Raw genomic sequence first — 22,766 nt, forward strand, 5'->3', positions numbered from 1 at the left:
GATGAGCTATGGGCATCCGGCAGACACAGCTGTCGCGCACAGTAGAAAAGATCGTAAGGTCCTATCTGCAGCGCGGAAGATATCCCAGTATTCAAACCATCACTTATCATCTAGGGCAGTGGCTCCGGGAGCATACTCCTGGGGCTCCGTCCTTTTCGCCTCGTAAGGTTCTCCGCAAAGAGAAGTCGGACAGCGAAAGCTACAATGATAATGTGATGATGATTAGACAGGACATTGGCGATCTGTATGACGCCACAATTAATCAAACCATTCGAATTATGAATGACTTTAACTTTGCCGAGACAGAACGCGCCAAAATCAATCATGAACTATCGATGCTATCGAAGAAGATTGATCAGCTTCTCCTTGTATCAGGCGCAGGCAGCAGCTACCTAGATACGGTTATTGAAGACTTCATTGATACGAGTCGGATGAATACCGGCAATAGTACAGTAGCCATTGATCTGAATAACGGTCAAATCACATTGAAAGAGAATCAAAGGCAGAGTAATAAAGTTTTACTATCAGGATCTCAAGCAACTTTTAATGCACTTACACCTAACGTAAAGCAGTCTGCTATCGAAACGATCAACAATGCGTTCGATGATAATATTAATACAGCTTGGTGGCATGTAATTAAAACGACAGGGCCAGGCACCGTAAAAGCAGAGCTGACGATCAGGTTGGCCAGTGTAGAAGAGATTAATGAAATAGAGTATATTGCTCATCACGGTAAACCAGTTTTGATCCAAGTAGAATACTCTCTTGATGGATCGACATTCACACCGCTGCCTGAAAAGAATAACAAGCAATCCGTAAGTAATCGAGCGGTATGGAACTTCTCTCAGTTGAAAGTGAAGGCAATTAAGTTCACCTACGAGAAGAAGGACCATGATGATAATTCTGCCGGCGTGTATAACTACTACTTCGGTGCAAAGAGTATTTCGATTTCAAAGAAAAGCTATCTCAGCGAAGGCACCTTAATTACGCAGCCATTTGTATTTAGTTCTGATAACATCAATATGGTTTCGCTTAGCGCCTCACAGGATATCCCTTTCGGGACAACGATTGATTATGAAGTTGCGCTAACGAATGAAACAACTGCACTGGATAGCCTAATCTGGTATCCGATCAGCCCCTCTGAAGACACAACTCCTAAATATTCGAAGACAGTAGAGTTTAACGCTCGCGCATCGAAGAATATAGAGTTTGGACAAGCAGAAGCTACGCAGGAAGTAAAGAATGGCATGAAGGTATTTAGGCTCCTCAAAGATGACAAAGACGGCACCCTACCAGAAAGCTTTGACGATATCCAGAATCCTATCCTGCTTCGCGGAATTAATCAGTGGAGAAGAGAGCGGTCTTATATTAAGTTTGACGGCACCATCCCGCTGAACAGCACATGGAAGTCACAATATGATAACCGGCCAGATTCAATCCGTACTGACTATCAAGCTATCGGCAACCAATTAAATTTGCGCCGTGAGAATGGCGGCAAGTCCGATAATTTCTATCGCTTCACCACTTGTGTGTATAGCGAAGAAGCCAGAGTAGAACCACTATCCCTGGCTGTCATTCAGACTGTATCCGGCGTAAGAAAACGTATTGGAACATATGCAGTATATGTAGATGGTAAACGTATGGTACCGTCCAATGAAGAAGTAACTTTGACATTGGCAGCAGGATGGAGTGAGATTCAAATCCTATTCCATTGGGGAGATATGCAGCTTCGGCAGGATTTTACAGATGGCGATCTGCCTAATGAAACCCTGCTAGGCAAATTCAACTTCCTCTTGGAGAAACGGGTAAGGGCAGATAAGGATAGTCTCAAGATCGTGGACGAGCATTCACTGTATTACAATATCTCCCCGAATAATAGAGACTACTTCGCGATTTATGAAAACCAAGTCGTGCTGAATTACCTACCAACAAATTGCATCTTCCAGTTGGTCTATGAAGTCATTGATAGTTCTATTCAGAATAATCAAGTCGTGATGAGAGCTTCGATGAGGCGGGAAGAAAGTATTCCACACATCACGCCGAAAATAATGCGTCTGCAGCTGCAAGCGAAGTGAGGTAGCTTATGCCAACAATAGAAAAAGTACTATTTTATTTTGATGATGATAATGTATTTCCTTACGAAATGGACTTCGCTGATGTGCTTGGCAATACCGGTATCAGTACATCGGAAGGCTATAGTATTGTGCCTGAGATTCAGAGCGCAGACAACCTGACAATCCGCATTGTAAACTTTGCTCCACCGTTGTCCTCACCATCAAGCAAGTTCGGCAGTCTCTTGGGGATTGCTTATGTTTACGATAATGGGGTAAAGAGTTGGATAGAAGAAGTTGTTCGGTACGGACCTAATTCAAGCAATCTGGAAGTGGCAATAGGGGATTGGGTTGACGGAAAAACGATCAGCCAGGTTCGAAGCGATGCCCGGTACCGAAAGCCATACATCGGATATGTTGAAGCACAGGATTATGTAGAGTACAGAATTGAAGCGTATCAGGACCCACCGCCACCGCATGTACCACTATCAGGAACAATTGATCCTCCCGAAGTACGTATCCGGATTGGAGAAACGGCCAGCTTCAAGATTACTTTAACCGGTAGCAATACAACCATTAGAGATTGCGATTGGTTCTATGATGCAGACTCAACCATTGTAAGGCCGATCTCGTTCACGGATTTAACCAATAGTGCTCGTTTTAGCAGAGCAGGAACATATCACGTAACGTATAATGTGAATAATACAATAGGTGAAAATTTCACAATAAGTGCGCCCATATATGTCGCTGATCCTGCGCCTATACTCGTTGATATCCTTCAACCAAGTACACACTCTTTGTCGCAAGGTGAGAGTTTGGCCCTCGATGCTATTGCCGAATCAGAAGCCGAGATTAGTCTCAGGCGGTGGGATATTCCGACAGGAGTAGATATTCTTAACCAGAATGGGGAGCAGGCTATACTCAGCTTTAATCGTCTTGGAACGTATACGATCAAGTTCTATGCTGAGAATGTAGAGGGATCGCACGGCGAAGATTCAGTTGTCGTTTCCGTATTGGAACCGCCAAAGAAAAAGCCAGGAATAGAATTATGGATTGGCACTAATGATGGCCAGGTGCAAGTTAATCCTTCGATTATGATGAATGAGCTGCCGATCAATAAGGATGATATTTTTCTATCCTACAAAAATAGCGGAGATTCGGCTTGGAAATTTGTCGAATTTAAGGTAGAGGTCGGTGCAGAATCATTCACCTACATGGATGGGCGCACTCAGATACAAGAATCGGTAACGATTGCTGCCGGTGGAGAATACCGAATCCGCGCAGCACTGCATGATTACGATGCTCGTAAGAGGTATACGATTATTCTTAAGGCTGTCATGAATGATGATCAAGGACAAGCACTCACGAGATTCTATGAATTAAGATGGATCGCCACGGCAGATGACGGATACGATCTAGTGATCGTAGAGCGCAGGGATGATAATTACCACTACCCAAATATCATGAAGCGTAATGCAAGATATCGGGGGCAGCGCGAATCAGAGAAGGTATTATCTGATCACCAAGAACAGATTTTAGACATCCGATTGAATCACATGATGATAGAAAATCATACGAAAAATCAAGATGATGCCGTAAAATCGTGGTTTCAGGGGGAAAACGAAGCTGGAGTGGAAAATATTACGTATTCTGCAGTAAAAACGTTCAGTATAAATATGGAACAAACCAGTTACCCTCTCATGCCTGGAGTGGCAGAAAGCTCTTTTTCAAGGCTTGTGGTATTCTTAGATGGAGCAGAACTCAATAGTCCTGGGGATTTTGTGTTCGAAAACGGATATATCAAATTAAAAAGTAACGCGTTACAAATTGGAGATATGAAAGTCGAGTACACTGTAACGGTTGCGGTGGCCGAACAGAAGATGAACGGCCTTTATCCTGTGGCAAATAGGATGAATCAGATGAATGAGCATTTGGCTGAATTAGAGAGGAGACTTCAGAGCTATGAGAATGCCTACAAGTAAACCAGGAGGCGCCCAGTTTCGGGGCGCTACTTCTTCCTCGGATTACAATAACAACGAAGATAATAAATACCTAGAGCTTGTAGAGCTGTATCGACAAAGCAATCTGAACATCCAGAATCTTTCAGAGGCTCATCAGATCATCCTTGCAGCGAATACAGCCCTACACAACTATGCGATGATGCTTGAGCGAAAGACCGTAGAGTTAGAAGCACAGATGAATCGAATTGAATCAGCAGGGCCTTACGAGCCGATCTTCTTCAAGACCGGCTTCGTACAGGATATGACAACGGTTTACCCAAACATCTCCCAAGAGAACGGAGAGACAAGCCTGCGCTGCGATGTGGACTTGAACTACCGCTATGCAACAGTACCTCTGATTCATCAGATACCAAAGACGCACACGGTCAATGAAAAGAACGGTGCTGTGGTTGTTCCTACGGAGCTGAAGGTTCAAGTAGGTCGCACGAATACCAAGGGCGAAGTCATTGACAACAACCTGCTTAATGCATTCAACGGAGATAATGAATCTTACTGGCACAGAACAGTAACATATAATATTGCTGAATGTCCGGATCAAGAGGATGTCATCCTTGAGATTGAACTGCCTAGTCATCTAGTAAACAATCTCAACATAAACACGGTGCAGATCCATCCACATCCGGAACGTGGCATTCAGGTCAAGAATGTGGAGATTCATTATAACAGCGCTTGGAATACCATTCAGGGATTTATACAGCCAGATATGGCTGCTGTAAACAGCAACGAGTATACACCCCGCAAGAAGTGGTTCTTCCCTGGCGTTCCCGTTCAGAAGATTCGCATTACGTTGGTTCAAAAGAATCCTCTTGATATTGGCGGTAAGAAAGTATTCGTTCTCGGAGCGCAAGAGATCGGCGTTTACTTGACGATGTTTGAGCCAGGCGGCGGCACAATATTAACACCATTCGATATGGAAGGCATCTATAACATTGAATCTGTAGAGCACGTCTTTCTCAATCGCGATGCATTTGGTATTGATCGCAACTTGGATCAGCTTATGGAGGGACGAGTTTTTGAGTACGAATTGCTGAGAGAAGAAGCCGATGGCTTCCTTACTCCCCTCAAGAATACTGAATGGTCAGGTCAGTTTTCGGAGCGGATCTGGGTTCGTACAAAGCTGCTGATGTACAATGGCGTGAATCCATGCCTTCATGCGGTAAGGCTTAATTATTCTCGATGAGAAAGAGGTGAAACCGATGAGTCGCTTTGAGCTCGGAAAAACACTTAGCTTAGATAATATGGCTTCTTCATCAACTGCAGTATGGGCAACAATAGGTGGAGTTTTCGGGTCAATCGTAGAAACCGTATACGGCGGCGGAGAAGAGCGGAAGTTTATGATTGCCATCTATGCATTCTTTATCTTTATGGACTGGATCAGTGGGATCGCCGCTTCCAAGAAAGATGGAAGTTATTCTTCCGAATATGGTATCAATGGCGTACTGAGGACTTTATTCATACTTTGTTTTCCGGCAGCAGCCAACATGCTTGACTATGTATTAAACACGCCAGGCGTTATCTTCTATTTTGTAACGACGGGCTTGATCTTCCACACCTTCAACAGCTTAACGGCTAACTCTGTACGAGCTGGATGGGAGAAGTGGATTCCAAACAGCATCATTAACTTTGTTCAATCTGAGATTGAAAATAAATCTAATCGATCTTCCAAAAATACGGAAGAGAAATAGGGGGAAACGAAATGTTAACAAGCGTTCGCAAAGCTCTTGAATATCTAGCAATTACGCCGGCTGTCGTTCAATTGGTCTTCACCTTGGTTGCTCTTTTCGAAACAGAGGGCAACGGTGCAGAGAAGAAACAGGCTGTTCTTGATACTGTCAGAGTAGTCTACGCAGAGGTTAATGGAGTGTTCGCACTTAAAGTCTCTGAGTCGTTCGTTCTGAGAGTTGCAGGAAGCACTGTCGATATTGTTGTCAGCTTCCATAATCTCGTTGGCACGTTTAAAAAGAAAGAAGCTTAATACTTCTATCTCTTTCTAGCGCAAGATATCTCTCGATATCTTGCGTTTTTTCAATTTTTCTCTTGATTCCTAAAATTCAGCGTGCTATCATACAAATGTAACGCATTACATTTAGGTGTTGCTTCGGCATCTGTTGAAGAATATAATAAGAAAGCAGTCAGTATACAGGAGGCGTCTATGAGACCTACAATTGAGAAATACCTTCCGGACATGGATCAGATCAAAAAGATCCGTGAGTCTTTGAAGGAATGTAAGGACGAATGGCTAGAAACCAAACCGGGGAGCGGAAAGAAACCTGCAAGTAAGTATATGGGCGTAAACACCGTTCGCCAAATTTTAGATAACGCTGTGTCAGGATATACGTATTGGGACTTCGGCTTGATTGATAATTGGAGAGAAGAAGTCTACAAGTATGATAAGGATTCCAAGACATGGTCCTTTGATGGATATGTTTATCACGCTCGCGGCTTCCTGTTCATTCCCGGACTTGGCCAGCGTGAGCAATATGGTTGCAAAATTGCTGTCGGCGGCAAGGATAATCAAGACAGTGCTTATAAGGCAGCTGCTTCTAATGTCTTAGTAAAAGCGGCATCACTCTTTGGCGTAGGCGAGTCTATCTATTCCAAAATTAAAGTCGAAACGGATGCTGATGAGGAACAAAACGCTTATGATCAAATGCAGCAAAGCGGACAGTATCAATTCCAACACCAACCGCAAGGTGGGTTCCAGCAGCCGCAAGAAACTTATGCTCAGCCTCAGCAAAGCTTCGGACAGCCTTATACTGATCCGTATCAACAACAGCAACAGCAAGCTTATTTCCAACCTACGCCTGAACAGCAGCAGCAGTTTTCACAACAACAGCAAGGTGGCTTTAACGGACAGTGGGGCGCACCACAACAGCAAACGAACTGGGCTGTAGATGTAAATAACGAGGCTAACGGAAATTTTAATGTAGCGCCAGAGCTTCATGAAGATCAATATCCATTTAATCCTCATGAGCCAAACACACCAGAAGCCATTGCTTGGGATCAGCGCAATCTGCCGAACAAGCAACCAGAAGCTGCTAAAGAGCAGTCGTTCCAAGCGACCCCTCAAGCGGAAGCAACGCCGCAAGCATTCAAGGCTGAAGCTAAACCAGTTGGCGCGCCGGTTCAAACTGAGGCACAGAGTGCTCCGCAGCAAAGTGCTATTCCGCCGCAATGGGATCAGGTTGAGATACAAAAGATACATCAGCACAAGGCAAGGCTCAATATACAAACCGATAACGACATGCTTCCTTTACTCAGAGAGTTCTTGAAGAAAGAGGATGCAGTTCCAGGCGATTTAACTCCGGGGAATTTAGCTGAATTTAATATCTTCTTGGAGAAGTTTGCCGCCTAATGAATCGAGATGGGTTGATTTATCAGCTCTCAGGATGGTTCGTATGCACGATAGTCGGTATTCCGATACAGAATGCCGACTCTCGTATCCGGACTAACATATCATCTATTCAGAAATTAGTTAAGGATGGATGGGAGCTGGAAGAGATTCAAGCAGAGATCGAGAAGTTTGCCCAAGATTACCCGGATATGGTCAAACGAATTTATATGCTTGAAGAGATTTTCGCCACAAAGAAACCACCGAAGAATATCATGAATCCGGATATCTTCTACTATCACAACCGGCTGAGGGAAACTTCTCCTGCGCCTAAGATGCGTAAAGGACCGGACGGCAAATATATTCAAGAAGTGGAGCCGTTCTTCTTGGAGATGAAGAAACGCTTTACGATGGAAGAACTGCTTGAGTACTGGTATGAAAAGATGAACATTCAGAGCAATCCTCATATGATTAAGCAGGATGAAGGAAAATTTAATTACTTACTCGGCATCTATGATCTGGACGAAATCCTGTTTGCCATCGATGAAGCAAAGCGCATTCGCTTAAGCTGGCAACGGAGCCTTCTTCGAAACGCTTTTGATATTGAGAAATATGTAGATGAAGCTAGAGAGACGATATCACAAAAGAAGAATATTCATCAGATACATGGGATTAACCGAGTGATTCGAAAACAGGTGATCGCACAGTGAATGAGTTCCAGCTTTTTGTGGAATGCGGAGCGGACACCAATTCGGAAAAGTTTCCATTTACACGAAAGCATTATATGCATCCTTCCGAGACCATCAAGTTTCGGAATTACTACAACAACATAGGCGTCTATGAGACTGTAATGCAATACATTAACCCTGAGTTCTTTCAAAATGAAAAAGGGAAATGGGTATTGAATGCAAGGGATGCTCTGAAATGGGGCGATCTTTATCTGGACTTTGATAAGCCATTAGAGACAGAAGAGGATTACACCAAATTAAAGTATGACGTGCATATTGCCTTTCGTTATCTTAAGCATATTCTTTCAATCGAGCCTGATCAGATCAATGTATTTTATTCGGGACACAAAGGGATTCACTTGACTGTCAGCGGACATGTGCTTGGGCTAAATCCGCACGTATCCCTGAATCAAATCTACCGTGAGATTGCACTTGATATCGCGAAGTACACACTGTTTGGAACAATGGATACAGCAATATACGATGATAAGCGCATGTTTCGAATGGTCAACTCCTTCAATAAGAAGGGTGGTCATTATAAGATACCCATAACGCAGCAGGAGCTTCGCACTTGTACACTAGAACAAATTAAGGAACTGGCAAAAGAACCGAGATTCCTTCAACCTGCTCCACTGGTAACATCAAATAGAGCTAAGTTATCCCTTGATCGGTACATCCAAAAATGGACCGAACGGAATATAAAAGCAAAGGAATACCAAGGGAAGATTCGCAAGCTAGAAACTCTGCCGCCATGCATTCAGACCATGCTTGAGCGTACATTTAAAGAAACTGTGGACGAGCGTAATAACTCTGGGACTGCACTTGCCAGCTTCTATATGCAGCAAGGAATGGAACGAGATGAAGCAATGGCGCGGATGCTCATATGGGGCGAAGAGAACTGCATGCCTCGATTGAACAGAAGAGATATCGAAACTATTGTGAACTCAGTTTATAACGGACAATACCGATACGGCTGTGAAGCTTTTGCTAGACTGAGCGGCGTATGCGATAAAGATAAATGTCCTCTCTTTAATAAAGAGTTGAATAAAAAAGCAGAGGAAGAGAAAAAGGCCTAAGCGTCCCTTAGAGGGTTGTGTTTTTATACGCACCTTGTAAGGGGCAGCTTAGGACCCTGCTCGAACCTCAACTTCACCCAACACACAACACACAGGGATCTCTCCCTGTGTAATGCTTACGAACACTCGCAGGTATTACACGGGAGAGAGATAAGCCGTATGGAAGGAGCAGCTATGAGCAATACACAGCCAGGACAATTTAGTTTTACGGACATCATGCATCAAGTTGAAAGACAAATGCAGCAAGATCCAAATGCATTCGGCTTTGAGCCCGAAATGAGAAAAAAGGTTATTGTTACAAATGTCGAGGGAATACTTGGTCGTCCGTTAAACAGAATCGAAGAAAAGATGCTCCGCAATATCATGAATATGGATGCTCACTCATGGGCCAGAGGGAAAAACGGGGGATTAATTTCAGGGTTGCAATCATTCGATGACGCCTTTGAAGGCGGGGCTCAGCCTGGGCTTATCTTATTTGCCGCTGCACCAAACGTCGGTAAATCCGCCTACATGCTTCAAGTATGTAAAGGAATATCAGAGAGAAATGAAAAGGTCTATGTTTCGTATCATTCGCTTGATGATGCCAATAACGATCTTATGCCGCGCTATATTGCCAACGATCAACAAATCACGATCGGCCAAGCAAAGTCGCCAGCTAAGTATGAAGACGATGAAGAGATTATCAATAAGCGTAATGAAGGAATCAAGAACCTGTATCGCAGAGTAGACCGCTTCGGCATGTTCGATTCCAATGATATGACCAGCGTTGAAGCCATTGAAGAGCACATCAAGGATATTAAGATGACGATGCCTGAAGGCACTCGAATCGTAATTGCAATTGACTCCTTCAATGACTTGACAGTAGAGAGCAAGACCTTCAGCAACAATGATGATAAGACGGCTCACGTATCTAAAACGATCAAAGGCTGGGCTACAAGATTTGATGTTGTCGTTATGTGTACAGCTCACTTGCGTAAAACGAACGGCAAGCGTCCGATAGAGGATGATCTGAAGGATACAATCACTCTTCGTTATGAAGCAACAATGGTCTGCCTTATGTACAACGAAGTCGGCATCAAGGAAGAGAATGCTGAAATCTATTGGGTCGATGAAGATGAAGACTTGAAGATGCCTGTCGTGGAAGTGAAGTTCGCTAAGAATAAGCACGCATCCATGAAGAGTACTAAGTTCTTTAATTTTATTCCCGATTACTCTCTGTTTATCCAAGCGGAAGATGAAGCTCAGCGCCGATTCGCCTCTAAGATTTATCAAAACTAAGGAGGAATTGATTTGGATCAAATTAAGATCATGGCCAACACGCCAGACCAGAACCGGAACTATCTCCGGACTTACCTACAGGAAGAAATCTCCCAAAAGATTCGGCTAGAAGAAACCATTAAGCTTTATGAGGTGCAGTTGGACGAGCTAACTGAGGAAGTCGTTGATCAGGCGGAAACCATGCGGGCTATGAAGAATGATGAGATGGCTGATAAAGCGTCAAGCCGATTGAGCCGTATGGAGCTCATGAAATTCACCGTTCAAAAGTATTTGCAGCATTTGAAAGAGCGGAATCATGAAATGGTAGAAGATAGCCAGGCTCACATGGTTGCTTTATCTGAAATCGAAATAGAACAAGGAGGCTTTGTTGCACTCCTGTTTGGCCTTCGAGACAATGTAGAATTTGAGCCAGTATCACAAGGGCTCACATTCGAGCCAGGGGGCAGCGTTGAATCTATTATCGGTACATCCCTAACCTCTTGGAAGGACAGCTCTCAGCTAAAAATAACCCTAATACGGGAGGGGAACTAATTGAGATACTCTTACTTCTTTAATGAAGAAAAGTCACACCGCATTGATTACTCATTCGAAGTCCAAAGCTATCGAGCTAGAAATAATGGAGACATTGAATTAGTCTTTATTGCTCGTGTAACTGAGTTCATTGATAACACACAAGCTCGAACAGAATCAAAGACAGGCACTTTCGTATTTCCTGCCGGTAATTCAAGTCATGACGTTGATCTGCAGCGCATCCGAATTGCTGAGCAAAACAAATGGGTCTTCCATGTGAAAAACAATAAGAATGCCTCTCAAGATGTGATTGTAGGGCTAATTAGTAAGACGGCTGCTGCCAACCCATTAGGAGAAGACATTTACCATGATACTCCAAGCTATAAGGCAGAGCTGAAAGCAAACAACTTGGCCGTCCTTGAACAGGAGTATCAGCCGCCAGTGCTCACACAAACGCTTGTGTATACAACGTTTGCTACACCTGAGTACCCGATTGGCTTTAGCTCCGAAACGGCTGAATATAATAGTCAGCGCTTAATGTATCAGTTGAAAGGATTCGAACAGATCCTCCCGCAGGAAATCGATGCTTATACTGCTTTCTCTGTTGAGATGAACATTGCTCCGCGCAATGTAGTTCCTAAAGGAAATTCAATCTTCTGGATAAATATTGATGGCGTCGGTCGCTTTGACTTCCAAAAAGAGAACATGGTGTATGTGAACGAAGGGGATGATTACAACAATGCTATTAAGATCCCTCTGGAAACAAGACTTACTCCAGATTTGTTCTATTATAATAATGCATTTGTCCCTGCATCGAAGCTTACAATCTCCGGCAACGGCACTGGCAAGCTCACGATCACTTATTTTAACAAGCAATTTATCGTGGATTACAATGCCGGCCAAACAATTCAGTTCGTCAACCTGATTGCACAGGAAGCCGAAATTAACGCTATGGCATTTAAAACGATGGCAGCTGCGACAGATATCGATCTAACTGAAGGATCTGAAGTGTTCAGCGGCGGGGATCGACTTGGCATTGCTGGTGAATGGGATGCCAAGAATGCAATTGATAACAATGAAACTACAGCTTGGGGATCAGTGCAAGCCGGTAACGTAGACGGTCTGGCATGGATTGGTTTTGATCTAAAGGTGCCAACCGGACTGCGGAACATTACATTTAAGCAGTCAGAGGATTGTGGGGTAGACCTTATAGATATCGAAACATCTGAAGATGGCAACACATGGACTTATGTTGAATCTGTCAGCACCCACAGTCAGCCACTTGTATCTATCGATCTAAGCGTCAATGCCATAGCAAGATACTGGCGCTTAGTAGCTGCCTCACCGATCGTCAGCTTCCCTGATACCGGGGAAGCTTGGGAAGCGCGCATGGTGGATCAATCCTGGATCATTCATGAAGTTGAAATGTATCAGGCGCTAGAAGAGTCACTTCCGGCTCCAAGCGACCTGCAGGCAATTATCCAAGAGGATAACACCGTCAAGCTCACATGGACTTATGATGGTCCAGATGCTACCTTCCGTATTTATAACCGTGGAGTATTCCTTGGGATAGAAGTGGAAGGAGTTAATGAGGCGATTCTTTCTAATCTGATTGAGGACAAAGAATACAGCATTCAGGTTACAGCAAAATCAGGATCTATCGTATCTCCATCCAGTGAGCCTGTTACTTTTACATTGGATGATCCCCAAATTGAATGGGGAAATCGTATTCCGGTTTACCTCGATAACCTGGTCATTAAATTCTACAAATAAGGAGAATCACAATGTTAATTGGTAAACATTTTACAACCGAAGAGCTTATGACAATCATGAAAGACAAGATTACGGATCTGGATATGGAGACTCGTAAGCTGCAAAAAGAGTACAACGATTTAAACAAAGATATGGCTTCTAATCCACCTCAGAAGAATAAAGATGACGAACGCCCTATGAAGCTGAAGCAGCTTAGGGAGATCATTGAAGACAAAATGAATGAAGGAGTTTGGCTAGAGCAAAAAGTCGATGAAGCTGAAAAAGCCATCGAAAAAGATCCTAATGTAGCCAGCCAAAAAACAATGTTGTCTCTAAACGACATGCTCCGCCTAGGTGTTGAAGATCCGGAAGAGCCTGTTGTAGAAAACGAAGAATAAAGGGGATTTAAGTTCATGGATTTTATGGAGAAAGCCTATCAAGGCGGCCTTACAGAGAGCGATCGCAGAGAGATGCTGGAACAATACAAAGCTGGCATGATGAAGCAGGAAAGCTTTAAGGCACCGAAAGGGAAGGTACTATCCAAAGAAGATCCGCTGAATATGCCAAGACATCAAGTGTACGGCGAGTGCATTCGTTTCCACGAATGCCCGCTGTGCTTTAAATGCAGAAACTTCAATTCTTCTGACTCCGAATGCCGCAGCTGTATCCTCTTTGAAGAGGGCTCCATTTGCAATACAGAAAAGCATAACGAGAAGATTCTGAACATGATGATCCGCAGGCAGCGTGTTGATTTGGATGGAACTGACTTCAAATTATTTGATGTGCATTGCGAGGATGGCCACAGCGGGGTGCACAAGATTATCTTGCCTGGTGGCAAAGTTATTTTACGCAGCGAAGAAGAGTCGGATGCTGATACATCAACGATGATCCCATTCATCGGGCAGAAGCTTGAGTACTTCGTTAATAACGAATCCCAAGGCAAATTCATCCTGAAAGATGCTGACCATTTAGGCGTCTTCTCTTTAAAGGAGGTTAACGCAAAATGAATCTAACAGTAAAAGAACACATGGATTATATTCAACTGCTCATAGATGCTCGCAATTCGGGGCTTCATGATGCTGAGGGTCCTCTTAGGAACGCGATTATTCTATTCGATCGCAGATATATCAGGCCACCGAAACTTGAAGAGCCAGAGGTAAGACCTAGTGAAAAAGAATAGCCCTATGAGCTTTGAGCAGATTATGATCCAGCAATCTTATCAAAGCGTTGAGCAACCTGTGTACTGTCGCTTTTGCGGAATGAATGTAAAAACCCCAAGCAGCAATTCTCCAGGAGGAAATAATGGAGCTTGGAGAAGAAATTTGGATTGGGAAATTAAAAATCATTGCCATGTAAAATGTGCAAGCGAAAATCAAGGAGGACGCTAACATGTCAGAAGTAAAGCCAGCCGTACTTATTTTTAAAGAGGAATTGGAGCAATTTAACGATCCTGAGATTCAAAGTTTTACTCAGAATGCATTATCTATGGCGCCAGAAAGCTTCTACAATGATGAGGAGCTCGTTACTTATACAAAGAACGTATACCGCATACTTATGGGTTTCTTGGGGGAAGAGTCCAAGATTCGAGGCCTAGCCGATGCATTCCGTGCAGGAGCTTTACTTCAGGATCTGTGCTTCAATGAAACTGGCGATGCGTATCGTCGTATTCATCCGGTTATGGTCCGCACCTTCCTTGCACCTCTGAAAAAAGATCTTCAGACTAATATCTTTGATGCCATTCTTGGCATGGTCGAAAGCCATGAGGCCGATCAATCTCCGTCCCCGTTGCTGGAACCAAAGCCAACAAATTCCGCTTTTTTATTGGCAATGGCCAACAAGGTTGCACGCTTCAATTTCATTGAATTTAAAGACTGAGGAGCTGTATTTAAATGGACAAAAATGTTGTAGCAAAAAAAGTAGTTGATCGCATCTCTCTAATCGAAGTGGAAACTGGCAAAGTCATCTTGGAAGTTGATGCTGATGACAATAGCGAAGAAATAAAAGGGCTGATAGAAAAATATACTTTTGACTTTACGATTGCTCATAAAAACGTGGTTGATCAATTAGCGAATGCTTTAATCATCTTAAAAAAGATGCCGCAGGATCATGATACGAGACGAATGATGGATTCAGTCAAGGATGCAATACAAATTGCAGATAGCATCTTCATAGATCATTACAGAAGCAGTCATCCGCAATACGAAAAAGAAATCAAGTAAAGTTTAAATGAAAGCAGGGGAAGAAATGAAATTCGGACATGCACTTGAGCTCTTAGAGAAAGAAGAAAAGTTAAGACGCGATTCTTGGGCACCTGGCAGCTTCATTGTAATGATGCCTTCTCTTTATCTGCCGCCTTTTAGTACAGCTAGTACATTTTTGAAGGTTAACGATCGCACAGCAAAACATATTGGTGTAAATACGCCTCTTAATTCGCAGCCGTATATCGCATTTTTTAATGGCGAAACGGATGAATGGCAGCCAGGCTGGCTTCCTGCTCAGGCGGATTTGTTTGCCTCAGACTGGTATGCAACCAAGCAAACGCCATATTAAGGAGCAATTAATTAAATGGATCACATTATGCTTGCAGTCAATATTTTAATTTTAAGTCTTAGTGCACATTTTTATGGGGATAGCCGTAAGCGCAATTTAAAAATTCAATGGGTCTTTTTAGCTTTCACGATTGTTTATTTGCTATTAGTTGCGGCTCGTCTCAAAGAAATCTGGGGGTAAAGGAAGAGGTATATATGGGAGAAAAGAAGAGAAAAGAGAGCCTGCCGATAACACGAGGCGGGGTAATCCCCATCTCTCGCGAATTGCTATCTCACATCTTAAGTGAGAAGTTGGGTGTGCAGGTCCAAGTAAGCCACGCAGAAAGCTTATACTATGCAGATTGCATCGGGTTCGCTGTGAAGACCAAAGATGAGAGGTTTCCAATAGTCTATCCAGGTAGTCGATTGGAAAACATATCATTGGAACAGCGTATAGATTCAGATGGAAAAATTCATATAACGAACGTCACGCCGTTTAGCGAACTATAAAAACTGCGTATAATTAAGATTTTACGCAGTTTCTGTTTTAAGCAATTTTTTTCTGAGGAGGTGGGCAGTTGGACGTAAAAATCGTTCAGAAAGAAGGGCTTGAAAAACCCTTTTATCAACCAACTCTTTCCAGTAGAGAAATTAAAGAGATGTATGACTATTTTTATCCAAAAAGATGGAGTAGTAAGTACGCCGAGCAGATACTCAACATACTGGAAGACCACCTCTCTTCTTAATATTGCGTAATTGAAATGCATTGCATTTTAGAAAGGTTAGATAAATATGTATTGTAAAGATTGTATGTCTTTTTTTGTTAGCTGCCCCTGCTGTGATGAGCACTTCTGCCCAGACTGTCAGAAGCGTGAGGAAGATATCGAAGAGGAAGAAGAGGAGGAGGAATAATTGACATGACAAGAGGTAGACCGCCGAAAAATCCGGCCGATCCAGGTAAACTCCCTTTTCAGCAAGGGTTGCAGACTAGGCAAGTGACACCCGAAGAAGCTGAAAAGTATGGGATCAAACTAGAAGATATTCCAAGCAAAGAAGTTGAATGGTATTCCAATAGTATCAATGTCAAAGATCCAAGCATTGGTTTTCAAAAATCTGGAGGAATCCATATTAATAAAGAGGCTGGCGCACTTCTAGGAATTAAAGAAGGTGACAAGATTCAGATTGGATTCAGAGGCAACCCTCGTCAAATCGTACTAAGAAAATCAGAAGACGGTATACGTCTTGGAGCTATAAAAGGTAATAACAAAGGCAGTGGTTTTAAATGCTCTAACGCTGGACTCGTGAAGTGGATAGCTCAAAAAGGAGCCGAGACAAAGCGCTATGTCATTCGTTCAACCGATGAAGAAGGAATTTTTGTAGCAAACCTATATCAATAAGCAAGGAGAGGTTATTAAAATGAAATCAGCATTAGAGCAATACTTACTTAATCTAAAGAAAATTAAGAACATGGACGAAATGTATGATGAGATCGGTGCCCTTACTGAAGACACTTTCAGCAACCATTTCTATGGAGGATACCTGACTCGTGCTTTGGAAACATTCAGCAATTCTGTCGATGGCAAAGACCTGAAACTTGAAATGGTTGTGTTAACTGAAGCACTGGTCAACAATACTCCTGAAGATGGGGAAGGCGACCCTGTCTATAATGAAGAAGAACGCGATCTGTTTATATTCAAAAAGCTGCGTTCGATTGGATCAACCGTAACAATGGAGCAGATCAGAGAAGTATGTGATGCTGAAGGAGAATACCTTGATCAGCTTATGAGGACAGAATAATGAATTTAGTCGTATTTAGTGCCTTATTTATTCTTCAATTTGTTGGCCACAGGATAGGAGATTTTATTCTGCAGACGGATGTTCAAGCTCAAAATAAAACAAAAGACTGGAAGGCCAGATTACGCCATTGCTTTTCTTACTCTTTATCGGTAAGCCTGCTAACATGGATCCTGTTACCGATACATTATCTCCCTATCATATTCTTAATAACGATCGTCGAGCATTTTATCATCGATGATCGAAGATTTGTTGTTTGGCTTAAAACAAATATCGAGACAAAAATCGCCAAACAGAAGGAGTTTAATATTAGTACGGTCCCTGGATTTGTAATTATCGAGATCGATCAAACCATTCATATGATCCGAATGCTATTAATCGCAATTCTTTTCAGCTATATTATGTAGCCTTGTATCAAACGAAAGGCCTCAGCACTATATGTTGGGGTTTTTCGAATGTCAAGACTTTAAATGTAGAAAAATATAGAATACAATAACAATTGCACACTAAATGTAATGCGTTACAAAAAGGAAGGTTTCACATGTTATTGAGTTATTATTCTTTATCTGGCAAAGCAGAAAGTTTCGTTAAAGAAACAGGAATGCATGCCGTAAGGATTGGCCCTGCACTTCGAATGCAGCAACCTTATGTGCTGATTACAAGCACTGAAGAAACAGGCAGCTTTCCCGAGGAAGTATCCGACTTTCTTATACATAACCATAATCTTATGGTTGGGTGCAGCATTATCGGCCAACACAACAGGGAAGAACTTCATGAATTGAGCCTGGCTGTTCCATACATCTCATCAGATTCTGTTGAGAAATTTATAAAAGAGGTGAATCAAATTGAGCGCAACACCGTTGAAAGTTACAAAGCCCAACAATAGAGAGCTGGCATTTGACGTCAACCGAATCCAAGTATTCGCTGAACGTATTATGGCAGGTTTAAAAGATTCGCAGGGAGAGACCCTGAATATACAGCGCCTAATGCGTGGCGTATTATCCAAGCTCAGATATAAAGAAGTAACTGCAGATGAGATTACAAATGCATTTACTATGTCTGCACTGGAACTGATTTCAAAAGAAGAACCGAATTGGAAGTTTGCAGCCGCTCGTTCCTTTTTAACATCGTTATATAAAAAGGCGGCTTTCAATCGTAATTATAAATCCTATACAGATAAACCTTATGGCTCCTTCTATAATCTGATTACTACAATGGTAGAGAAGAACCTATTCAGAAAAGAACTGCTAGAAGCTTACACCAAAGAAGAGATCGAGGAGCTAGAAGCTACAATATCTCCGGAGAATGATTTGCTGTTCGACTATATTGGCCTAATGACATTGAATGAGCGATACCTAACCAGCGACTATGACGGCAATGTGATGGAGCTGCCGCAAGAGCGCTATATGGTTATCGCCATGTTCCTAATGCACCAGGAGCCAGCAGAGAAGCGTATGGAGCTGGTTAAAGAATCTTACTGGGCTATGAGCAACCTGTACATGACAGTCGCAACGCCGACTTTATCCAACGCAGGTAAAGCCACAGGAGGACAATTATCCAGCTGCTTTATCGATACTGTGGATGATTCCCTCGAAGGGATTTTTGATTCCAATACAGACGTAGCTCGCCTTTCTAAAATGGGCGGCGGCATCGGCGTATATTTAGGCAAAGTTCGATCCAGAGGCTCCGACATTCGTGGTCATAAGAATACTAGCTCTGGCGTTGTTCCATGGATTCGCCAATTAAATAATACAGCAGTCAGCGTAGACCAACTGGGCACTCGTAAAGGCGCTGTAGCTGTCTATCTGGACGTTTTCCATAAAGACATCCTGTCCTTCTTGGACCTTAAATTAAACAACGGTGACGAGCGTATGAGAGCGCATGACATCTTCCATGCTGTCTGTCTGCCGGATCTATTCATGGAAGCAGTCCGTGAGCGCGAAGAATGGCACCTGTTCTGCCCTCATGAAGTGAAGAGCATTATGGGATGGACAGATGCAAAGGGGCGTAAATTGGGCTTAGAAGACTTCTATGATGAGAACCTTGGAAGCGGATCGTTCCGTGAGAAATATGCCGAAGCTGTGGCCAACCCGCTGCTGCCACGCATTACCGTACAAGCGATTGATATCATGAAGCGTGTCATGAAGTCTCAGCTTGAGACAGGAACACCGTACATGTTCTATCGTGATACAGTAAACCGGGCGAATCCGAATAAGGCGCATGGCATGATATATTCTTCAAATCTCTGCACAGAGATCATGCAGAACCAATCGCCAACAGTGGTCGAGTCCGAAGAGCTTGTAACTAAAGATGGTGAGACACGAATCATCATTTCCAAAATTCCAGGCGACTTTGTTGTATGTAACTTGAACTCAATCAACCTATCCAGAGCCGTTCCAGATGATGTATTAGAACGCCTCGTTCCAATCCAGGTTCGCATGCTGGATAACGTTATCGACATTAATAACATCGAAGTGCTTCAAGCACAGCATACAAACACTAAGTATCGTGCCGTTGGTCTTGGAACATTCGGTCTCCATCATTTGCTTGCTCTGCTGAAGATTCGTTGGGAGTCCGATGCGGCTGTTGATTATAACGACACTCTCTATGAGAAAATCAACTTCCTTGCGATTAAAACAAGTATGGAGCTGGCTAAAGAAAAAGGAGCCTATCCAAAGTTTGAAGGCAGCGAATGGCAAAGCGGAAATTACTTTACAGATCGGAACTACAACACTGCTGAGTGGACTCAACTTGCCGGAGATATCCGTAAATACGGTATCCGCAATGCGAATCTAATTGCAATAGCGCCAAACGGCACCACATCCATTATTGCAGGTTCTACAGCTACGATTGACCCTATTTACGAACTCGTTTCTTATGAGGAAAAGACAACGTATAAAGTGGCCAATCCTGCTCCGGATCTGAATAACGATACTCTTTGGTATTACAAAACAGCATTCCTGATTGACCAGCACGCCAGCATTAAAATGGCCGGTGCTCGATCAAGACATATTGACCAAGGACAAAGCTTTAACCTTTATGTAACTCCAGACATCAAAGCAAGTGACCTTTTGAACTTGCATATGGCAGTTTGGGAGAACGGGATCAAGTCCAGCTACTATCTCCGAAGCCGCGCATTGACAATTGAAGAATGCGAGAACTGTGCTTCATGATCGATGTATCAAGCGAAATATTGATCTGGTATGTATGGGCCACCGCCATCATCGGTGGCCTTACAGCCTTGGGTCTACTCATATGGTTCATGATCTGGGTCTGGGATCATACACTCAATTCCATATTGGTCATGTTTAAAATCAAGATGCTATTTGCTGAATTTATGCGTGACCATTACAGGGGAAAACAAAACAAGAGAGAAGAGTGAATGAAATGAAAATGCAAAAAATTTTTAACACCGAGGCGCCAAATAAATCTACTCGGATTATCGAAGGCGAGAACTCAGGGATTCTTAACTGGAACGATATCCGTATGCCACATATGTATAAACTCTATAAGGTTCTGCTGTTGAACCATTGGATCGCTGACGAGATTCCAATGTCTAAGGATGCACAGCAATTCCCGCTACTGGATGCAGAGGAGCAGCGCACATTTAAAATCAATATCGGACTGTTGGCAGTTTTGGACTCCATGCAAACTATGTTTGTCGGTGATGTAAAGCGTTACTTTACAGACTCTTCACTTGAAGCAATCTCAGCTATTATCGGGCAGCAAGAAGTTGTTCATAATCAATCCTACTCCTACGTGCTGTCGTCATTAGTTTCTGAGCAGGAGCAGCGAGAAATCTTTGAATATTGGAAGCATGATCCGGTACTGCTGGAACGCAATACATTTATCTCAGAAATCTACCAAGAGTTCCGTGATGAGCAGACGCCACAAACTTTCTTTAAAGCTATGGTAGCTGATCTAATCCTTGAAGGCATCTTCTTCTACAGCACATTCGCATTCTTCTACAACCTGGCTCGCGACCAAAAGATGATGGGTACTAGCCAAATGATTTCATACATCCAGCGGGATGAAAATCAGCATTGCTACTTCTTCGCAGAAGTATTTAAGCAGCTGCTTGCAGACTTCCCTGAACTGAATACGCCAGAGAACATTCAGTACGCTTATGACACTATTGATCGTGCCGTACAACTGGAGACCAATTGGGCTTACTATACACTAAAAGAAGTCCGTGGTATCGATCTTGAAGAATTGTCTGACTACATCAAATACATGGCCAACCGTCGCCTGAAGATGCTCGGTCTGGAGAAAGCTTACGAAGGCGTGGATGTAAACTGCATGCCGTGGATTAAGCCATTCTCTGATGAAGCATTGAATGCTACTAAATCTGACTTCTTCGAAACCAAGTCTCGCAACTACGGAAAAACCAGTGACGATAACGGCTTCGACGATCTATAAGAATAATAAGAAAAGAGGATAAACAACATGGAATTAATGCAACCGTATCAATACGAAGGCAAAGGACTAGACTACGCTTACGACCAGGTGAAAGCTTTCCAAAAAGCGTTTAATCATCCAGTTAGCGAACTGCCGACATTCATGAATGCAGAGCGTGCGGCAAAGCGAATGAATTGGGTTAATGAAGAAGTACAAGAGTTTTTGGATTCTAAAAATGTTGTCGATCAAGCTGACGCTATGATTGATGTGATCTACTTTGCTATTGGCACACTGGTAGAGCTAGGCGTAAAACCTCAAGAACTCATGGATATCGTTCAGAATGCAAACATGAGCAAATTATGGCCAGACGGCAAACCTCATTACAAAGAAGACGGCAAAGTAATGAAGCCTGAAGGATGGGAAGATCCTTACGAAAAGCTCGCTGCAGCGATTGCCCGTCAATATGATACAGCAAGAGAGAACCTTGCGGGAGCTTAGGCTCCTCTTGGTACATAGGAGGCCATATGGCTTACGAAAATGCAATCCGCTGCCTCGAAGAACGGATCGGTGTATATCGCCGGATGAGAGATCGACATATGAGAACGAGCTATAACATAAACACAAGGATTGGAGAAATGGAATCAGCAGTTCGCGTCCTTAAAACAGCTCAGAGTAGACAAGAAAAATTTGAGAAAGTCAGCCAGAAGCAATAGTCCAGGAGGACCGCCTGTGGAGTTAATGAAAAAGTATTATGAGCGCTGCGGCGTGATTAATGATCCGCCTAAGAAGCCAAGAGTAGTAGTAAGTGAGAAGGCTTTCAATTGCCTTCATGGCGGACAGGGATATGACTTAATAAGGGAAGCTGTTGAACTAGAAGTCGAAAGACGCATTCGGCTACAAGAAGCTCACTTAAAAGCGTTCAACTCGTTATTTAGATAGAAAGGAGTCATCACTATGGAACTTATGCAGGAATACAGAAAGAGATTTAGACAATCAACTGCTGCGGAAATCCTGGAAAGAATTAAGTCAAGCGGAATAATCGAAGGAAGAATGAAAAGAAGTAATGAATATGGAAAAAATCTGTTTGAAGAAGAGATTCAAGCTGAACTTGAAAGAACCCTAACTAGAAGAGTGAGTGATGCTATTGAAGTTCCATATGTAGGCATGCCGAATAATGAGTTAAATAGACAAAGACTAACGGGCGAAGTGCAGAGAACGCTTGAAGATCTAAGAGGGGGAAACCTGCGTGGAACTATTCCGCCCGTATTTAAAACGTCACGTCTATGACAACATGGGAGT

Annotated in this window: 32 protein-coding genes; all 32 read left to right on the forward strand. The window is 43.0% G+C overall.

The annotated features are described in order from the left end of the window. The first annotated feature begins 8 nt into the window (after positions 1-8). On the forward strand, positions 9-2,075 hold the full coding sequence (locus TCA2_RS18675; protein WP_047913118.1) for a discoidin domain-containing protein: 2,067 nt from the start codon (positions 9-11) through the stop codon (positions 2,073-2,075). 8 nt (positions 2,076-2,083) lie between these two features. Beyond that, complete coding sequence (locus tag TCA2_RS18680) at positions 2,084-4,033, forward strand: hypothetical protein (protein WP_047913119.1); 1,950 nt, start codon at positions 2,084-2,086, stop codon at positions 4,031-4,033. Next, complete coding sequence (locus TCA2_RS18685) at positions 4,014-5,252, forward strand: hypothetical protein (protein ID WP_047913120.1); 1,239 nt, start codon at positions 4,014-4,016, stop codon at positions 5,250-5,252. The genes TCA2_RS18680 and TCA2_RS18685 overlap by 20 nt, the downstream gene beginning before the upstream one ends. Before the next feature lie 16 nt (positions 5,253-5,268). Continuing rightward, positions 5,269-5,757 (forward strand): phage holin family protein, encoded by a 489-nt coding sequence (locus TCA2_RS18690; protein WP_047913121.1) that lies wholly within the window; start codon positions 5,269-5,271, stop codon positions 5,755-5,757. A gap of 11 nt (positions 5,758-5,768) precedes the next feature. After that, positions 5,769-6,047 carry a hypothetical protein gene (locus TCA2_RS18695; protein ID WP_047913122.1) on the forward strand — a complete coding sequence of 93 codons (279 nt, stop codon included), beginning with the start codon at positions 5,769-5,771 and terminating at the stop codon, positions 6,045-6,047. Positions 6,048-6,224: 177 nt separating this feature from the next. Continuing rightward, positions 6,225-7,427 (forward strand): hypothetical protein, encoded by a 1,203-nt coding sequence (locus TCA2_RS27005; protein ID WP_152557800.1) that lies wholly within the window; start codon positions 6,225-6,227, stop codon positions 7,425-7,427. Beyond that, positions 7,427-8,113, forward strand: a complete 687-nt coding sequence (locus TCA2_RS18705; protein ID WP_047913123.1) for a hypothetical protein — start codon at positions 7,427-7,429, stop codon at positions 8,111-8,113. The genes TCA2_RS27005 and TCA2_RS18705 overlap by 1 nt, the downstream gene beginning before the upstream one ends. Next, positions 8,110-9,207 (forward strand): hypothetical protein, encoded by a 1,098-nt coding sequence (locus TCA2_RS18710; RefSeq protein ID WP_047913124.1) that lies wholly within the window; start codon positions 8,110-8,112, stop codon positions 9,205-9,207. The genes TCA2_RS18705 and TCA2_RS18710 overlap by 4 nt, the downstream gene beginning before the upstream one ends. A 174-nt stretch (positions 9,208-9,381) precedes the next feature. Next, positions 9,382-10,485 (forward strand): DnaB-like helicase C-terminal domain-containing protein, encoded by a 1,104-nt coding sequence (locus TCA2_RS18715; RefSeq protein ID WP_193746085.1) that lies wholly within the window; start codon positions 9,382-9,384, stop codon positions 10,483-10,485. A 12-nt stretch (positions 10,486-10,497) separates the two neighbouring features. Beyond that, a complete protein-coding gene (locus TCA2_RS18720; RefSeq protein ID WP_047913125.1) occupies positions 10,498-11,016 on the forward strand; it encodes a hypothetical protein in 519 nt (172 codons plus the stop codon). Continuing rightward, positions 11,017-12,768 carry a discoidin domain-containing protein gene (locus tag TCA2_RS18725; protein ID WP_047913126.1) on the forward strand — a complete coding sequence of 584 codons (1,752 nt, stop codon included), beginning with the start codon at positions 11,017-11,019 and terminating at the stop codon, positions 12,766-12,768. It begins immediately after the preceding gene. Positions 12,769-12,779: 11 nt separating this feature from the next. Continuing rightward, positions 12,780-13,145 (forward strand): hypothetical protein, encoded by a 366-nt coding sequence (locus tag TCA2_RS18730; RefSeq protein WP_047913127.1) that lies wholly within the window; start codon positions 12,780-12,782, stop codon positions 13,143-13,145. Between the two features lie 15 nt (positions 13,146-13,160). Continuing rightward, on the forward strand, positions 13,161-13,754 hold the full coding sequence (locus TCA2_RS18735) for a hypothetical protein (RefSeq protein WP_047913128.1): 594 nt from the start codon (positions 13,161-13,163) through the stop codon (positions 13,752-13,754). Then, positions 13,751-13,927 carry a hypothetical protein gene (locus tag TCA2_RS27285; protein ID WP_193746086.1) on the forward strand — a complete coding sequence of 59 codons (177 nt, stop codon included), beginning with the start codon at positions 13,751-13,753 and terminating at the stop codon, positions 13,925-13,927. The genes TCA2_RS18735 and TCA2_RS27285 overlap by 4 nt, the downstream gene beginning before the upstream one ends. Beyond that, entirely contained in the window at positions 13,914-14,135 is a 222-nt protein-coding gene (locus tag TCA2_RS18740; RefSeq protein WP_238546449.1) for a hypothetical protein, read from the forward strand. The genes TCA2_RS27285 and TCA2_RS18740 overlap by 14 nt, the downstream gene beginning before the upstream one ends. Before the next feature lies 1 nt (position 14,136). Continuing rightward, entirely contained in the window at positions 14,137-14,622 is a 486-nt protein-coding gene (locus TCA2_RS18745; protein WP_047913130.1) for a hypothetical protein, read from the forward strand. Between the two features lie 14 nt (positions 14,623-14,636). Then, a complete protein-coding gene (locus TCA2_RS18750; RefSeq protein WP_047913131.1) occupies positions 14,637-14,966 on the forward strand; it encodes a hypothetical protein in 330 nt (109 codons plus the stop codon). Between the two features lie 25 nt (positions 14,967-14,991). Continuing rightward, a complete protein-coding gene (locus TCA2_RS18755) occupies positions 14,992-15,297 on the forward strand; it encodes an MW1434 family type I TA system toxin (RefSeq protein WP_047913132.1) in 306 nt (101 codons plus the stop codon). Between the two features lie 15 nt (positions 15,298-15,312). Beyond that, positions 15,313-15,477: a hypothetical protein gene (locus TCA2_RS27290; protein WP_193746087.1), complete on the forward strand. Its 165-nt coding sequence runs from the start codon at positions 15,313-15,315 to the stop codon at positions 15,475-15,477. 14 nt (positions 15,478-15,491) lie between these two features. Continuing rightward, positions 15,492-15,785, forward strand: a complete 294-nt coding sequence (locus TCA2_RS18760) for a hypothetical protein (protein WP_047913133.1) — start codon at positions 15,492-15,494, stop codon at positions 15,783-15,785. 68 nt (positions 15,786-15,853) lie between these two features. Next, positions 15,854-16,021: a hypothetical protein gene (locus TCA2_RS27295; RefSeq protein ID WP_193746088.1), complete on the forward strand. Its 168-nt coding sequence runs from the start codon at positions 15,854-15,856 to the stop codon at positions 16,019-16,021. A gap of 171 nt (positions 16,022-16,192) precedes the next feature. After that, positions 16,193-16,672, forward strand: a complete 480-nt coding sequence (locus TCA2_RS18765) for a hypothetical protein (RefSeq protein WP_047913134.1) — start codon at positions 16,193-16,195, stop codon at positions 16,670-16,672. A gap of 19 nt (positions 16,673-16,691) precedes the next feature. Beyond that, complete coding sequence (locus TCA2_RS18770; RefSeq protein ID WP_047913135.1) at positions 16,692-17,072, forward strand: hypothetical protein; 381 nt, start codon at positions 16,692-16,694, stop codon at positions 17,070-17,072. Further along, on the forward strand, positions 17,072-17,476 hold the full coding sequence (locus tag TCA2_RS18775; protein ID WP_047913136.1) for a DUF3307 domain-containing protein: 405 nt from the start codon (positions 17,072-17,074) through the stop codon (positions 17,474-17,476). The genes TCA2_RS18770 and TCA2_RS18775 overlap by 1 nt, the downstream gene beginning before the upstream one ends. A gap of 134 nt (positions 17,477-17,610) precedes the next feature. Next, complete coding sequence (locus tag TCA2_RS26335; RefSeq protein WP_052512210.1) at positions 17,611-17,955, forward strand: class Ib ribonucleoside-diphosphate reductase assembly flavoprotein NrdI; 345 nt, start codon at positions 17,611-17,613, stop codon at positions 17,953-17,955. Then, on the forward strand, positions 17,915-20,242 hold the full coding sequence (locus TCA2_RS18785; RefSeq protein ID WP_238546450.1) for a ribonucleoside-diphosphate reductase subunit alpha: 2,328 nt from the start codon (positions 17,915-17,917) through the stop codon (positions 20,240-20,242). Before TCA2_RS26335 ends, TCA2_RS18785 begins: the two co-directional genes overlap by 41 nt. Next, positions 20,239-20,451 carry a hypothetical protein gene (locus tag TCA2_RS18790; protein WP_047913137.1) on the forward strand — a complete coding sequence of 71 codons (213 nt, stop codon included), beginning with the start codon at positions 20,239-20,241 and terminating at the stop codon, positions 20,449-20,451. Before TCA2_RS18785 ends, TCA2_RS18790 begins: the two co-directional genes overlap by 4 nt. A gap of 5 nt (positions 20,452-20,456) precedes the next feature. Continuing rightward, the gene (locus tag TCA2_RS18795) at positions 20,457-21,488 is read left to right on the forward strand and encodes a ribonucleotide-diphosphate reductase subunit beta (RefSeq protein WP_047913190.1); all 1,032 of its coding nucleotides are present in this window, start codon (positions 20,457-20,459) and stop codon (positions 21,486-21,488) included. Between the two features lie 36 nt (positions 21,489-21,524). Then, positions 21,525-21,965 (forward strand): hypothetical protein, encoded by a 441-nt coding sequence (locus tag TCA2_RS18800; RefSeq protein WP_047913191.1) that lies wholly within the window; start codon positions 21,525-21,527, stop codon positions 21,963-21,965. A 26-nt stretch (positions 21,966-21,991) separates the two neighbouring features. After that, positions 21,992-22,180 carry a hypothetical protein gene (locus TCA2_RS18805; protein WP_047913138.1) on the forward strand — a complete coding sequence of 63 codons (189 nt, stop codon included), beginning with the start codon at positions 21,992-21,994 and terminating at the stop codon, positions 22,178-22,180. A 16-nt stretch (positions 22,181-22,196) separates the two neighbouring features. Then, positions 22,197-22,406, forward strand: coding sequence for a hypothetical protein (locus TCA2_RS18810; RefSeq protein WP_047913139.1), 210 nt, complete (start codon positions 22,197-22,199; stop codon positions 22,404-22,406). A 15-nt stretch (positions 22,407-22,421) separates the two neighbouring features. Further along, positions 22,422-22,754 (forward strand): hypothetical protein, encoded by a 333-nt coding sequence (locus tag TCA2_RS18815; RefSeq protein ID WP_047913140.1) that lies wholly within the window; start codon positions 22,422-22,424, stop codon positions 22,752-22,754. Positions 22,755-22,766: the final 12 nt, after the last annotated feature.

The organism is Paenibacillus sp. TCA20 (assembly GCF_000732325.1).
GTDB lineage: Bacteria > Bacillota > Bacilli > Paenibacillales > Paenibacillaceae > Paenibacillus > Paenibacillus urinalis.